This window comes from Paludibacter sp. 221, from assembly GCF_010501035.1.
Classification (GTDB): domain Bacteria; phylum Bacteroidota; class Bacteroidia; order Bacteroidales; family Paludibacteraceae; genus QVMH01.
The window spans coordinates 1-14,789 of record NZ_QVMH01000024.1 but is presented as its reverse complement, the minus strand read 5'-3'; the positions used below and the strand labels follow the sequence as shown (position 1 = coordinate 14,789).

Genomic DNA, 14,789 nt, shown 5'->3' with positions numbered 1-14,789 from the left:
GTCAGCAGTAAATTACAAACTTAATACCAAACTACCGGATTTGAGTTGTACTGACTGCGTTTTTCATACTTCAACTCCTGCAGCATACTCGCATTCACACCAATACGGAAATTATATGATTTGTAATAACCAAAGGGTACAAAACTTGCTGTCATCGTCCAGCAGTGCAGATTACGGGTAGCATTAATATTTACCTGCGTAAATTGTTTAGCCTTAAAGTCGTAAGTAGTATTACCCGTAAAACGCCAGTTATTTGTCAAAGTAAGGCTTCCCGACAAACTCAAACTGTGGGTAAACCGCATTTTGTACCTCATCTTATCATACAAAAAATCCTCTTTTACCATCGACGGACGGTACGACACCGAATAGTTTATACTGATGCTCCACGGCACATCCACTTTTTCGTACCCCTCGTTATCCAGCTCGGCACGCTGCTTTTTTTTCGGGGCTGTTGTAGTCTGCGTTTCGCCTTCGGTAGTTTCCTCCCCTTGCGCACTGCCATCAGGCGCAGCCTTTTTGTCGTCTTTACCGCCAAACCACTTTTTCAGCGTATTGTTATCAAGCGTAAAGCCATACGATGTTTGTGTACCCAAAAAATGAGGAAACTTACCATGATTCCATGTATATTCGGCTGTTTTGTATGGAGTGCCATCAGCATGCACAGCATACATATAGGGGTCGAACACCCCGCTGAGGTTAACTGTTTTGTTGCCGAATTTCAACCGCAGGTTCGCATTGATATTTGAGAGGTTCATCGAGTCGGCCATCAGGTTATAACTGCTGCTCAACGAAAAATTGTCAATCAGGCTTATTATCTTGGTCGGCGCACTGCCTGTAGTATCTTTATCATTCCTTATTTTCATTTCAAGGTTGTTGGCTAGCGAGAAGTTTACACTCCCCGACTTTCCGGTACCGGGCCCTCCATACAACGTTCCTTCATAAATAGAATATTTTTCCTCCTTATATCCCGGATACGGGCCTAATGGGTCGGGCTTCACGTAGGTATCATAAAATCCCCACATCGAGTCTGAAAAATCGGGATTATAACTAAAACCTACACTTGGGGTCAATACGTGCCTTATCCTATCCACTTTATCGCCAAAGATAGAGCGTATCGGAGTATAAAATCCGTAGAGTTTGGTTTGCGCTGTTACCCCTCCGCTGAAATCAAAATTGCGGCTAAACCCGTTTACCGTATCATTCACCGCCTTGTTAGCAGTATCGTCCCAGCGTTTACGGATGGTACGTGTATGCCAACGCTCGTTGTACGTAAACGAAGGTGTAACGGTAATATAGTTGAAAAGCGTGAAAGACGCTGATATAGGAATGGAATGCCGCATACCATTTTTCCAGTCGCGGGCAAACGAGGAAGTCAGCAACTGATTCTCCTTAGTCTGGATACTATTGGCTAACGAACCTGAATAACTCATCGAAATTTTCTCGTACCAGCGTTCTTTACCTATCGCGTTTTTACGCTTCAACGGATAGATACGGCTCACCGACACAGAAAGGTTGGGCAGCGACATGTAAATGGTAGAGTCGCTCGTTTTCTGGGTTACCTGCATACCGCCCGACAAAGAAAGCACAGGGATATTAGGAAACCGCTGTGTGAACGTAATGCTTGAACTCTTGGTGTTTTGCGAGTTTATATTAGGATTGTAATATGTATTAATATTGTTCCTGTTATAACCACTGGTAGAGAAATCGACACTTGCCGACAAGGTGCGGTAAGGATTTGCCTTGGCATCCTGACGGTGCGACCAGTTCACACGCAAACTCTTAGCCTTTTGGTAGTCAGGAAAATCTTTTTCGCCTGTAACATCTTCACGATAACTGACGCTGACATTTCCGCTGAACTTATACTTTTTTATATACGACGACCGCGCGCTCACAGCCCACGTTCCTTTGGTATAAATCTCGCCCAGCAGCTCCATATCCACATAATCGTTGAATGCAAAATAGTAACCGCCATTCACAAGCCCCAGTCCACGCGTAAGCTCGTCGGTAAAGGTGGGCATCAGCAGCCCCGAAGAGTATTGGTTGCTGAAAGGGAAAAAACCGAAAGGTATTGCAAGCGGCAAGGGCACATCTGCCAATACCAACTGTGCAGGACCTGACACTATGTGTTGTCCCGGTTTCACTATCCCCCTTTTTATATGCAGGTAAAAGTGCGGATGGTCGTGGTCGTCGCAGGTTGTGTACTTAGCATCGGCAATCGTGAGCGACTCGTCATCCGTTTTCTTGGTTTTTTCGCTCACAATATAACCTTCGCCCTGCTGCGTAACTGCACGCATCACATAACCTTTTCCCGACTTTAAATTGTAAAGTATTTCTTTCGAGTTGTACTCCGTCTCGCCCTCTCCAAATATAGGGTCGCCAATCACTTCGCCGATGCTGTCGGTGGTTCCACGGGCGTAAAGCAGGCTGCTATCCATTTTCACCCTTATGAAGTCGGCTTTCAAAGTTATATTCTTATACTTCACATCGCCCTGACCATGTAAAAACCCTGTTCCACTCCCTAAAAAAACGATAGAATCCTGTGCTGTATATTCAATAGGCGCATCTATGCTGTTCGATTTTTTAGGCTTTTGGGGTACCGAATCGGCAGGTAGTTCTGCCGGAGAGATAGAGTCGGGCGTTTGCACCATTTCTGGCGAAACCGTTGGGTTGTTTTCCTGCTCCACATCAACAGACGCAGCAAACCCACGAAAAAGGGAAGTTGAAGCAACCAACAGCAATAACAACAGCAGTAGTTTACTAATCTTATGGGAATATAATCGGTTACAGATTTGCATCCGTCTGGATTCTGGTTTTCTTGAAATTTTTAGGTTTGCAAAGTTAGTGAAAAAAAGAGATGAGTTTAGCACTATAGTGTTTTTTTATGAATAATTTGAAAAATACAATTACTATTAATACTGAAACAGAAGAAAAAAGGTTATTTTTGCAAATAATTTTTTCAGTAACCCTAATTCCTTACTCCAAGATTTTAAAGACATAATAATGATAAATAAAAAGATTTTTATTTACATACTATTCTTGTTCGTCGGCAATTTGTTTGCACAAAACACACCATTCACAGTGGTAATTGATGCCGGACATGGAGGACGCGACCCCGGCGCTTTGGGTGCTATCTCGCAAGAAAAGAAAATCAATCTGGACGTAGCCCTGAAACTTGGCAACCTGATAGAAAAAAACCACAAGGATGTAAAAGTGTTGTACACCCGAAAAAACGACACTTACCTGACCGTATTTGAACGTGCCGAACTGGCTAATAAAAACAAAGCCAACCTGTTCATCTCAATACATGCTAACGCCACAAAGGATAAGAAAGTGTGCGGAACCGAGACTTTTGTGTTCGGACTATCCAAATCGAAGTCGAACTTGGATGTAGCCATGCGCGAAAACTCCGTTATTTTGCTTGAGGATGATTATAAAACAAGATACGAAGGCTTCGACCCCACATCGGTCGAATCGTATATCATGTTTGAATTTATGCAAAACAAATATATGGAACGCAGCGTGTGGTTTGCATCAAACATACAGGATAAATTTACAAACGACTGTAAGCGAGGCAACAGGGGGGTGAAAGAAAGTGAGCTTATCGTACTGCACCGCTCAGCCTGCCCAGGAGTACTTGTCGAACTTGGTTTTATAACCAATCCCGCCGAGGAGAAATACATGGCATCCGCCAAAGGTCAAAACGAGCTTGCCGCGGCTATAAGCAATGCTTTTGATGCCTACAAGCGCGATTATGATAAAAAATCGGGGATAACCACAGTAACATCAAATGGCGCTACAAACAATAATAAAGACAAACCTGTTTTCAAAGTTCAGGTGGCGGCGTCAAAAACAGAACTGAAAACCAACGACAAAACATTCAAAGGTGTACGCAACATAGACGTATATATAGAAGGCGGCGTTTACAAATATACTACCGGCGACACTACCGATTACAATAAAATTGTGAAAACAAAAAACAGCCTCCAGTCCAAATTTCCGGATGCTTTCATCATTGCTTTCTTAGGCGACAGAAAAATTCCCGTGAACGAGGCTAAAGCAATATCAGAAAAATAATAAGACTTTAAAAAAAAAAGAGGGTTCACCACTCTCTTTCTTTTTTCAGCATCGAACCAAAACAAACATATCCATATAAATATGAAAAAAAAATATCTTACACGCGAATTAAAGCTCGGAATTATTATTATAGGAGCACTTTTTTTGTTGTATTTCGGACTGAATTTCCTTAAAGGCATAAATATATTCTCGTCGACCTATAGTTACTACGCGCAATACGACAATATAGGCGGGCTGGTTGTGTCCACCCCTGTATATGTCAAGGGATATAAAGTAGGACAGGTAGATGAAATAAAGTATGATTTCAGCCGCGAGACTTCTTTCACCGTAAAGGTTTCTGTATCGAAGGATATAAAACTGCCGAAAGGCACTAAAATAGAACTGTATGACGACGGTATCATGGGCGGTAAGGCCATCCAGCTACTGATACCTCACGAAGCCCAATCAACTGCTTTTTATGCTGCCGAAGACACTATCGAATCGCAAGTAAGCATGGGACTGATTGACCAGCTATCGGCCGGCCTTCTTCCTCAGATAGCCACACTATCCAATCAGGCTGATTCGCTTATCCGCTCGATTCGGAGCGTTATCGAAAACGAAAGCCTGACAAACAGCCTTGCTTCTATCGAGAAAATTACTGCGGATTTTGAAGTAAGCTCATCGCAACTGAAAGGTATCATGATAAATGATTTTCCGGGTATATTAAACAAAGCTGATGTACTGATAAGCGATTTTTCGGACATAGGAAAGAATATAAAACAGGTAGACTTCAACTCTACATTCTCGGCACTGGATTATACCATCCAAAACTTTGGAGATGTGGCAAACAAAATAAATAACGACAACGGCACGTTGGGAGCATTGCTCAACGACAGGCAGCTATACACCAACTTATCAAGCCTAAGTAACAGCGCCGACAGCTTGGTTATCGACCTGCAGAACAATCCTAAACGCTATGTTCACTTCTCGTTATTCGGAAGAAAATAAATACATGTTTTTTTATTTTAACCGCAAAACTTTTCTTTCTCTTTTTTGTTGTCAATAGATTTTTTATTTAGAATAATTCTAAAAATAAAAATAATCAGCATAACAATTTTCATCCACTGAAAACCCCATATTCTAAGTGGGTTTTCAGTTTTTCATTTCATACAAACACATTAAGGCTTTCAAAAAGTCAACACGTTTAAAATCAGGCATATTCAGATGCGAATGGATTTCAAAACACTAATTATCACACATTTAGCATAAACGCCTGATATTAAAAAGAATGTAAATTGTATTTTTTTTGCAAGGAAATATTATTTGTACGAATGAAAAAAGTTTCAGAATTTTGTGAAACACGATTTGCAATAAGGCGTGTTGAGTTATTCCACTGAACCTCAGACAAAACATACTATATTATTTTTTCGATTTTAATAAACAATGAACAAAATTCATGAACAATTATGGGAACGCTGCTTGGCTGTTATCAAAGATAACATAACCGAGGCATCGTATAATACATGGTTCATGCCGATAGTTCCGCTGAAGTACGAAGATAATGTATTTGTTTTACAAGTTCCAAGCCAATTTTTTGTTGAGTACATCGAAGAAAAATACATCGACCTTCTTCGGATGACATTGTATAGGGAGGTCGGCACAGGCACAAGACTTGAGTATAGGGTTCTTATAGATAAATCGAGCGGCGAGGGAACGCAAATTCCAAGTGCCGAAGAACAACCTAAACCAAAGAAACAAGTATCGACTTACGCCGGCCCTTATCAGAAGGTACAGCTACCGGAGCTCGATCCGCAACTTAATCCTGTTTACAATTTCAACAACCTTATTGAAGGGAACAGTAACAAATTAGCACGTACTGCCGGAATCAGCATCGCAAATGAACCGGGTAAAACTATTTTCAACCCCTTGCTCGTATACGGACAGTCGGGAGTAGGAAAAACCCATTTGGCAAATGCTATCGGCGTAATGTCGAAACAGTTGCACCCTGAAAAACGAGTGCTGTACGTTACCGCCAACACATTTCAAATTCAGTACACGGATGCTGTAAGAAATAATACGACAAACGATTTTCTGAATTTCTACCAAACAATAGACGTACTTATTGTTGACGATATTCAGGAGTTTGCCGGAAAAACGGGGACACAAAATACTTTTTTCCATATCTTCAACCACCTGCACCAGTCAGGCAAGCAGTTGGTGTTAACTTCCGACCGTTCGCCTATTGTAATGGCAGGGCTGGAGCAACGGCTTCTTACACGCTTCAAATGGGGGCTGTCTGCCGAAATAGAAAAACCGGACTTTGAATTGCGCAAATCAATTCTGGAACATAAAATTTACCGCGACGGGCTCGACATTCCTCACGAGGTAGTGGAATATATAGCAGAGCACGTGGTAGATAATGTACGGGATTTGGAAGGTGTTCTTGTATCATTGATGGCACATTCGACATTGACGAATGCTCCGATAAACATACAACTGGCCGAAAAAATAATCAGCCGGATAGTAAACATCACGCCTAAGGTTAACACTGTAGAAAAAATACGTGATATTGTTTGTGAGTATTTCTCGCTTTCGGTCGAAGCCATCTCTACAAAAAGCCGCAAACGTGAGGTGGTGCAAGCCCGACAGATAGCCATGTACCTTTCGAAAAATCATACAAAAAATTCACTGGCGTCGATAGGCGAAGCTATTGGTCAGCGCGACCATGCTACCGTGCTTCATGCCTGCAAAATAGTGAAAGACCTGATGGATACTGATAAGAATTTCAGCCTAAGCGTCAACGAGATTGAGCAAAAAATAAAAAATTCTTAGGACAACGAAAAAAGAATAATAATTCGTCAAAAAACATAATCAAAAAAGTCGCTGTAGTTGTAAAAAACTTTCAGCGACTTTTTTCTGAAAAAAAATTACAAATATGAGTGATGTCGAAAAAAAGTAGTATTTTTACGACATCAAAAAAATATAAAGAAACAGCTATGGTATATAAATTCACAATCTTATCCGATGAGGTCGATGATTTTGTACGCGTAATCAATATTGATGCGGAAGCGACCTTTTTCGACCTGCACGAAGCGATATTGGATTCGGTAAATTATACAAAAGACCAGATGACTTCTTTTTTCCTTTGCTCGGACGATTGGGAACGTGAACAGGAGATTACTTTGATTGAAATGGATACTGACTCCGAATACGATAATCTGGTAATGGATAGTACCGTATTGGAAGATTATATTACTGATGAAAAACAAAAGCTGCAATATGTATTCGACATTGTATCGGACAGGGCTTTTTTCATCGAATTGGGCGAAATAGCAACCGGAAAGAATCTGGACAAAGCCAAATGTACAGTGAAAGACGGAGATGCTCCGGAACAAATGTATTCTGACAATATCCAGACAATCACATCAAAAGTTCTTCTCGACGATTCTTTTTATGGAGACGAAGATTTTGACATCTCAGAGCTGGACGATGAAGGGTTTGGCGAAGAAGGTTTCGACGAAAGCATGTTTTCTGAAGAGCCTAACTTTTAAAGAAAGTGCTTAACCACAAAATAACGGAAAACAGAAAATAACATTTTTATTTTCTGTTTTTTTATTAATTTCAGGCACTGCCAATTATTACACTTCTTTTTTGTAACCGATGAATAAACCGACTTTATTAGTTTTGGTAGGGCCTACAGGGGTGGGGAAAACAGACATCAGCGTTCGTTTAGCCAAACATTTCGCTGCTCCTATTATTTCGTCGGATTCGCGCCAGTTCTACAAAGAACTGAAAATAGGTACAGCCGCCCCCACCGAGAAAGAGTTGGAACAAGTTCGTCACTATTTTATCGGTTCACATTCTATTTTCGACTTATACAACAGCGGGCAGTACGAACTGGATGTACTTAAATTGCTGAATGAACTATTCAGCACCATGAGCACCGTGATGCTTGTAGGAGGCTCTATGATGTATGTAGACGCGGTTTGCAAGGGTATTGACGATATTCCTACCGTGGACGAAGAAACACGCCAATTCTGGCTGAATGAATACAAGGAAAAAGGAGCTGAGTTTATCATATCAGAATTGAAACGCCTCGACCCCATACATTATGAGTTGGTAGACTTACAAAACCACAAACGGGTACTGCATGCCTTAGAAATCTGCTCCATAATCGGCAAACCCTATTCTGAAATACGGACAGGACAAGAAAAAAAACGTCCGTTCAATATCATAAAAATAGGACTTATTCGCCCACGCGAAGAATTGTACGAGCGTATTAACCTGCGTGTGGACAAGATGATGGAAGACGGGCTACTGGAAGAAGCGCGGCAGTTTTATGAGTTCAGGCATCTGAATACCTTGAATACTGTGGGGTATAAAGAGCTATATGAATATATGAGTGGCAATATCACTTTGGAGGAAGCTGTAGAACTAATAAAACGGGATAGCCGACGATATGCAAAACGCCAGTTAAGCTGGTTTAACAATGACAAAGAAATTCATTGGTTTCATCCCGGCGACGAGGATGAAATATTGAACTTTGTCAGTAAAAAAATTCAAGATTCATGACAATACAAGAAAACGTATCGCTAAAGCCATATAACACTTTTGGTATCGACGCTAAGGCCGATTATCTAATCACATACAATTCGGTAGACGATTTGCGCGAAGTAATAGAATCAGACATTGTCCGCTCCAATCAGGTTTTGGCGATGGGAGGAGGAAGTAATCTTCTTTTTTTATCCGATTTTAAAGGAGCCATTCTTCAATCCGATATTAAGTTTATCAGCCCCATTGATGAAAACGAAGATAGTGTATTAATAGAGATAGGTGCAGGCGTGGTATGGGACGACCTTGTAGCCCACTGCGTAGAAAAAAGTTGGTATGGAATAGAAAACCTGTCGCTGGTTCCGGGGCATGTAGGTGCTGCCGCCGTTCAAAATATCGGGGCATATGGTGTGGAAATAAAAGATGTGATAGAAAGAGTCAACGCACTTGAAATAAGCAGCAATAAATCGGTATCATTTTCTCAAGCCGAATGTAAATACGGCTACAGAGATAGCATATTCAAAAACCAATATAAAGGAAAATACATAGTAACTTCAGTCCTGTTAAGACTGAGCAAAACACCTGTTTACTCCTTCGAATACTGCCACTTGGAAACTGCCGTTCGCGACAAGGGAGAGATAACATTGCAGAACATTCGTAACACGATTATTGAAATACGGGAACAAAAATTACCCGACCCCGCGAAACAAGGCAATGGAGGCAGTTTTTTTAAAAATCCCGTTATCTCAAAAGGCTCCTTTCTTGAATTGCAGCAGCAATACCCTGCTATCTCTCATTACTATATTTCTGCGACTGAGGAAAAAATATCTGCTGCATGGCTCATCGACCAATGCGGATGGAAGGGCAAACACATAGGTAACGCGGGAGTACATGACAAGCAACCACTGGTACTAATAAACATGGGAAATGCCACGGGAAAAGAAATAGCTGACCTTGCAGCCGAAATTCAGTTATCGGTAAAAAATAAATTCGGAATCGAGTTGCACCCCGAAGTTAATTATATCAGTTGTAAATATTAAGCCGGTTTAATGCCCTGCGGTATTTATTGGCATTATTATTATGCTCCCTCAGGGTAGATGCAAAATTGTGTTCTCCATTCAGAGTTTCCTTTGCTACCATATATATATAGTTATGCTCTTCATAGTTCAGAACGGCATCAATAGTCTGAACCGAGGGAATACGGATGGGTCCCGGCGGTAATCCTCTATAGCGATAGGTATTATAAGGAGAATCAATATCCAGATGAACATTCAGAACGCGCCTTATTTCAAAATCGCCAATAGCATACTTAACTGTAGGGTCGGCCTGTAAAGGAATTTTTCTTTTCAGCCGATTAACATACAGCCCCGCTACAGTAGAATATTCATAACTTTTATTTGTTTCCTCCTCTACTATCGACGCTAAAATACTTACCTCGATTGGAGTCAGGGGAATCTCTGTCGCTTTCTCTCTGCGCTCCGGTGTCCAGAACTTTTCATACTCGCGGTACATACGTTCAAATATCTTTCCCTCATCCACATTCCAAAAGAACTCATACGTATTAGGAATAAAGGTAACCAGAACATTTTCAGGATTTAAACCGTAACGTGCCAAATACTCCGAATCATTCAGCAAAGTAAGGATTGAAACCGAATCGGGCATCAGTTGTTTTGACAGCACACCTGCAAGCTGCTCCTTGGTACGGATATTATTAAAAGTGACACGAACAGGCTTTTGCAAGCCTCTTTGAAGCATATTTATCAGCTCTTTATTACCCATACCGTTATGCACTTCATAATGTCCGGAACGAACTGTGGCATATTGAAATTTTTTAATAGCCTTTTTTAACGAGTTCAGATTTTTAACCCGAACTCTCTCTTGTAAAATCTTTATTACACTATCGGGGGTGTCTACACTTTGAGAGATATTAATGTATGTTTTCTCCTTATTATCAGTATATATGTTCGGAGAAATAAATACTTTGTAATAATAAAGCGAAACACCTACTGCAACAATTAAGAAAAATGCAGCTATTAAAATAAATATCTTGGAAAAATTCTTTTTAAACATAGAAAACAGCTACTTCTTAGAGGTTGTTTAAATTTTACTCGCAAGATAAATTTTGGTAATTTTTTAGGGAAATTTTGACTTCATTTTACGATTTTAGCGGGCTAAAAGAGTAAAATGAAAGGTGAAATTTTTCAAAAAAGGACATAATTTATTGCGAAAAAGACATATGTAAAACTATAACTGTTTCTTTGTGAAAAATTTAAACAACCTCTTATTTTATTCATCCTCTTCTTCTTTCTTTACTACTTTCTGCGTTACCGACTCTCGAATCAGTTTACGGAGTTGCATCTGTTCACTATCAACCACCTTTCGCGATACGGGACGGTAAAAATCAGGATACTTTGCTTTAGCCAGCTTAAACTTCATCTTATCCAAATTACCACTAACGTCGACAGATGCCCTGAAAGGCAACGGGCTATCAACCAATGATATATTATAGTCGAAACTCATATCCAGATTGTGCCGGCCTCCTACTACCGCTTTATACTTATCCATCACTATCAGAAACGGATAAACATCTATCTCATCACGAAACACGGTAAACTCCGCGCTCAAACTATCTACTTTATTTTCTGTCTTTTTATTAAAGCGAAGCATCTTGGCTATTTCACTAAAAGTTTCCCCATCCATAAGCACCAAATCCTCGCCACGTATAGACGAAGCTCCACGTATTGTCGACATCTTCACATTATAAAGCGAGTCCAGATAAGTTTCGGCTGCAATATGAAATTCGCCTTTTCCTCCAAACGAGCGCAACATCGGCATTATCGAATCAAGTTCAGGAATCATGCTCAGCAAGTCACTTATTTCAATCTCAAGCATATGAAAATCCAGCCCCACATACAAATGGTTTTTCCTTGGAGTACGGTACATTGCCGTAAGCTGCATGTCGGCACCGGGAGTTGTAAACGTAAGATCGTCCATAACCAAAATACCATCGTGCACACGCACATCTCCTTTTATTTTTGTAATAGTATCTATCCCAAACGTAGCTTGCTTTATATCCGTATGCAGCAAAATATCCATCCCCTTAGGCACCATATAAGGACCGGAGAACGAGTCCTCTTCTGCTTCCGGCTTTTTCTCACTCTTCTCATCGCTTCCGGCACCGCTGGTCATACTCATAATTTGCAGAATATCCGTATTGGGAGAATGAAATGTAAAATCGCCCCGTAGTATGGAATCGCCTCTGAAATAGGGCAGTATATTGCTCAATTTTCCACAAAGCGTAAAATCCGACGCACCCATCTTCACACCCACATTTTCCACTTCAAATTCGCGTGGAGTAAAATCCATTTTCACGGCGGGTATCTCTACCGGATATGATAACATGGAGGTAGCAACAACCCCGTTTTTCAAATCAACAAAACCTCTTGGCATGAATCGCATGAAAACATCTTCCTGAGCTTCATCATAGGTAACGGTAGCACCCAGATTAATCGTTTCCAAATCCACCTTCTCGCTTCCTAAATTACCTCGGATGCTACCCCCGTTATATTTCACGCTAAAACGGGGCTTGCCTGCATTACGCCGCTGGGGTGCCATAGCAAAATCAAGCGAAGGCTCGTTTGCCAGCACGCTCATCGAATCGGCTGACGCCTCTATTTTTTTCGAAATCAGATGGGCATACACCGCCGGAGTACCGGTAGTATCGCGTATATCAGAGGCCTCCAACTTTAGTTGTGTATCCTTGAGCGAAGCGCTGAAAGCGTCCTTCTTCTGAGCCTTTAACGAATTCGACGTGATGTTGGCAGCTACAAACCGCGCCCCCCTACCCGACGGATTATTATTTGGCAATCTGAAATCGACCTTAGAATAATCTGTTTTCAGCGATAGGCTGTCGTAAACCACATCCAGCCCATTCAGTGCCAACGTACCCGACACTTTCATCTTTTCCAACTGCATTTTTTCTATCTGCTGCATGGTTACATCCGTGTTTATACTCCCCGCCACATTTCCTTTCATATCCACCTTCATGCTATCGGGCACTAACGTATTAAACTCTGCCAAATGCAGCGATACATTGGTTTTCAGGTCGATATGCATATCTGAGAACAACCGGTCTATCTTTCCGGCAGTTTGGAGTGATGATTTCGGCGTTTTTGCCTTAAACGTATTGATATTAACATACGATATAGCATCGTCCGACAAATCGGTGTACACACTTATATCGCCATTAATATCGGTTACAGGAAAGGGCAACATCTCCGCATATCCCACCGATATATTATGGAGAGATAAATTCGCATCAACCAAAGGCATGACCGAATCATTATAAAGCCCTTTGATTTTTCCTGCCGAAGATATCTTCCCGCTCACATCAATTCCCTCCAGATAATGCTCAAACGATGGCGGCACAAGAGCCACCAAATCAGTCAAATTCCATGTTTCCAATTTATATGCAATGTCAGTAAAGATGCCTTTACTTACCGTATCGTTTCCTACTATTCCGTTAAGGTTTAATGCCATTCCATTAACAGAAGCCATAAGGCGCTCAAAACTCGCTCTCTGCGTCGACAAATCCACGCCTGCCAAAGCTGTCAGTTCCAAATCGGCACCATTAATATAAGATTCGCCCGCATAATCCAGATAGGTTTTAAACGAAGGGATGCTTATATCGGCACGGACATTATCCGAATTTAAATCGGCACTCAACTTTGTAGAAAAATTTTGAAGGTCGGCACGTACTTTCAGCGAGTCGTTTATAAACGACAAATTGAATGGATATATCTCAAGGTTGGCCTGTGCTATGTCGGGCATTTTTAACGAGCCTTTCATCTTGGCCGAAAAGCTATCAACAAAAAACGTCGTACCCGACATCTCATCCACATATACCACATTCATGTTTTTCAACTCCAAAGACGAAACATCCACACGTTTAAATGGAAATTCGCTATCCGAATCGTCCACCGCGGTTGTATCCGACACGAAAACATCATAATTCGCATTTCCCTCTGCATCGGTACTGACACATATTTCGCCATCCGCCAAGCAGATATTATCCAACAACAACTCTTTGTTTTTCAACAAAGCCTTGACATCAACCTTTGCAGTTATTTTACCCACACTCAGCAATGCATCGCCACAAGGATATTCCATACTTGTATTTTTCAGCTTCACATTGTTGGCCTTTAGTTCAAAGTGCGGAAAAGTACTGAAAAACGTAAGTTCCACACGCCGTATTTCTGTTTGGCAGGTAAGGTACTTATCAGCCTGATTGCGTACAATAGGAGTAAGCCGCTCAGGAGTAAAAACAACCCACAAAGCAATGCTGACAACGATAACCAATAACAAAACCAAAGATGCCAGCGAAATCAAAAATATCTTAAGGGATTTCTTCATTCTTTTTTATTTCAATAAGATTAAGAAAATAGCTTGTACACCCAAATATCAATCCACCTTTACAAAAGATTTAACTTTACCAAAATCATCCTCATACGTCAGTTTTGTCGATGTAAGCTCCGTTACTGTATAAGTTTTAGGGAAGCTTCCTCCAATTTCCATAATATGAATTTGCCTTAATGTAGAATTTACCAATGTCCATGTAAACTTCTGTGCTTCTTCTTCTTCCACATCCTCATCCTCGGAAGTATCCCATGTATAGCCATCGTAATTCGGCAGGTATTTTTCATACAAAGTGCCCATACGCCACTTCCCGATTAACAAATCCTCGTCAAAAACAGGCTCTTCTTTACAAGCTGTAAACAGCAAAGAAACAAAAACAATTGCTGTAAAATAAAATACTATCTTTTTCATAAATTTCTATATTTATCCAATTGACACAAATCCACTTAGTTGTTGTAAACAGATAGCAAAAATACAACTATATTTCAAAATCTTATTAACAGAAACATTTTTTAGTAAGTTTTACTACTTCCGCATTAACATATAAAAGTAATCAACTCCCATTGGCGCTAGTTTAGCGTAGCGCAACTTGTGTCAATACTTTTTGCAGTAAACAGATTCAAAATCTGTCGCAATATTACCTCATACCGTTAAATATTTGTGCTAAAAAAACAAAGCCTTTATTTTTGTCCTTGCATTCTTCGAGCAAAAATGAGGAATGATTTAGTTAGCTACAAGTTATCAGCTACAAGCTATAAGTCTTGTCCTTT

10 protein-coding genes are annotated in these 14,789 nt (G+C 40.7%); 6 read left to right on the top strand and 4 right to left on the bottom strand.

Annotated features, from left to right (window positions below; genetic code table 11):
* Positions 1–20 precede the first annotated feature (20 nt).
* The gene (locus D0T49_RS06860) at positions 21–2,795 is read right to left on the bottom strand and encodes a putative LPS assembly protein LptD (RefSeq protein WP_163629857.1); all 2,775 of its coding nucleotides are present in this window, start codon (positions 2,793–2,795) and stop codon (positions 21–23) included.
* A 205-nt stretch (positions 2,796–3,000) separates the two neighbouring features.
* Here D0T49_RS06860 and D0T49_RS06855 point away from each other — a divergent pair, with 205 nt between their 5' ends.
* From D0T49_RS06855 to murB, 6 genes are all read left to right on the top strand, one after another.
* Positions 3,001–4,074 (top strand): N-acetylmuramoyl-L-alanine amidase, encoded by a 1,074-nt coding sequence (locus D0T49_RS06855; protein WP_203583437.1) that lies wholly within the window; start codon positions 3,001–3,003, stop codon positions 4,072–4,074.
* Positions 4,075–4,155: 81 nt separating this feature from the next.
* Positions 4,156–5,061 (top strand): MlaD family protein, encoded by a 906-nt coding sequence (locus D0T49_RS06850; RefSeq protein WP_163629856.1) that lies wholly within the window; start codon positions 4,156–4,158, stop codon positions 5,059–5,061.
* 435 nt (positions 5,062–5,496) lie between these two features.
* Positions 5,497–6,885 carry a chromosomal replication initiator protein DnaA gene (gene dnaA, locus D0T49_RS06845; protein ID WP_163629855.1) on the top strand — a complete coding sequence of 463 codons (1,389 nt, stop codon included), beginning with the start codon at positions 5,497–5,499 and terminating at the stop codon, positions 6,883–6,885.
* A 164-nt stretch (positions 6,886–7,049) separates the two neighbouring features.
* Positions 7,050–7,604, top strand: coding sequence for a hypothetical protein (locus D0T49_RS06840; RefSeq protein ID WP_163629869.1), 555 nt, complete (start codon positions 7,050–7,052; stop codon positions 7,602–7,604).
* A 109-nt stretch (positions 7,605–7,713) separates the two neighbouring features.
* A complete protein-coding gene (miaA, locus tag D0T49_RS06835; protein WP_163629854.1) occupies positions 7,714–8,625 on the top strand; it encodes a tRNA (adenosine(37)-N6)-dimethylallyltransferase MiaA in 912 nt (303 codons plus the stop codon).
* A complete protein-coding gene (gene murB, locus D0T49_RS06830) occupies positions 8,622–9,644 on the top strand; it encodes a UDP-N-acetylmuramate dehydrogenase (RefSeq protein ID WP_163629853.1) in 1,023 nt (340 codons plus the stop codon). The genes miaA and murB overlap by 4 nt, the downstream gene beginning before the upstream one ends.
* Here the strand turns inward: murB and mltG are convergent.
* From mltG to D0T49_RS06815, 3 genes are all read right to left on the bottom strand, one after another.
* Positions 9,628–10,674, bottom strand: coding sequence for an endolytic transglycosylase MltG (mltG, locus tag D0T49_RS06825; protein WP_163629852.1), 1,047 nt, complete (start codon positions 10,672–10,674; stop codon positions 9,628–9,630). The genes murB and mltG overlap by 17 nt on opposite strands.
* Before the next feature lie 216 nt (positions 10,675–10,890).
* Complete coding sequence (locus D0T49_RS06820) at positions 10,891–14,016, bottom strand: AsmA family protein (protein ID WP_163629851.1); 3,126 nt, start codon at positions 14,014–14,016, stop codon at positions 10,891–10,893.
* Positions 14,017–14,064: 48 nt separating this feature from the next.
* Positions 14,065–14,430 carry a hypothetical protein gene (locus D0T49_RS06815; RefSeq protein ID WP_163629850.1) on the bottom strand — a complete coding sequence of 122 codons (366 nt, stop codon included), beginning with the start codon at positions 14,428–14,430 and terminating at the stop codon, positions 14,065–14,067.
* Between the last annotated feature and the right edge of the window lie 359 nt (positions 14,431–14,789).

What these genes read in the sequence shown, in the direction of transcription:
- D0T49_RS06840 (WP_163629869.1), top strand. Translation starts at nt 7,050, where the DNA reads ATGGTATATAAATTCACAATCTTATCCGATGAGGTCGATGATTTTGTA.
- D0T49_RS06860 (WP_163629857.1), bottom strand. Translation starts at nt 2,795, where the DNA reads ATGCAAATCTGTAACCGATTATATTCCCATAAGATTAGTAAACTACTG.
- D0T49_RS06855 (WP_203583437.1), top strand. Translation starts at nt 3,001, where the DNA reads ATGATAAATAAAAAGATTTTTATTTACATACTATTCTTGTTCGTCGGC.
- D0T49_RS06815 (WP_163629850.1), bottom strand. Translation starts at nt 14,430, where the DNA reads ATGAAAAAGATAGTATTTTATTTTACAGCAATTGTTTTTGTTTCTTTG.
- murB (WP_163629853.1), top strand. Translation starts at nt 8,622, where the DNA reads ATGACAATACAAGAAAACGTATCGCTAAAGCCATATAACACTTTTGGT.
- mltG (WP_163629852.1), bottom strand. Translation starts at nt 10,674, where the DNA reads ATGTTTAAAAAGAATTTTTCCAAGATATTTATTTTAATAGCTGCATTT.
- miaA (WP_163629854.1), top strand. Translation starts at nt 7,714, where the DNA reads ATGAATAAACCGACTTTATTAGTTTTGGTAGGGCCTACAGGGGTGGGG.
- D0T49_RS06850 (WP_163629856.1), top strand. Translation starts at nt 4,156, where the DNA reads ATGAAAAAAAAATATCTTACACGCGAATTAAAGCTCGGAATTATTATT.
- D0T49_RS06820 (WP_163629851.1), bottom strand. Translation starts at nt 14,016, where the DNA reads ATGAAGAAATCCCTTAAGATATTTTTGATTTCGCTGGCATCTTTGGTT.
- dnaA (WP_163629855.1), top strand. Translation starts at nt 5,497, where the DNA reads ATGAACAAAATTCATGAACAATTATGGGAACGCTGCTTGGCTGTTATC.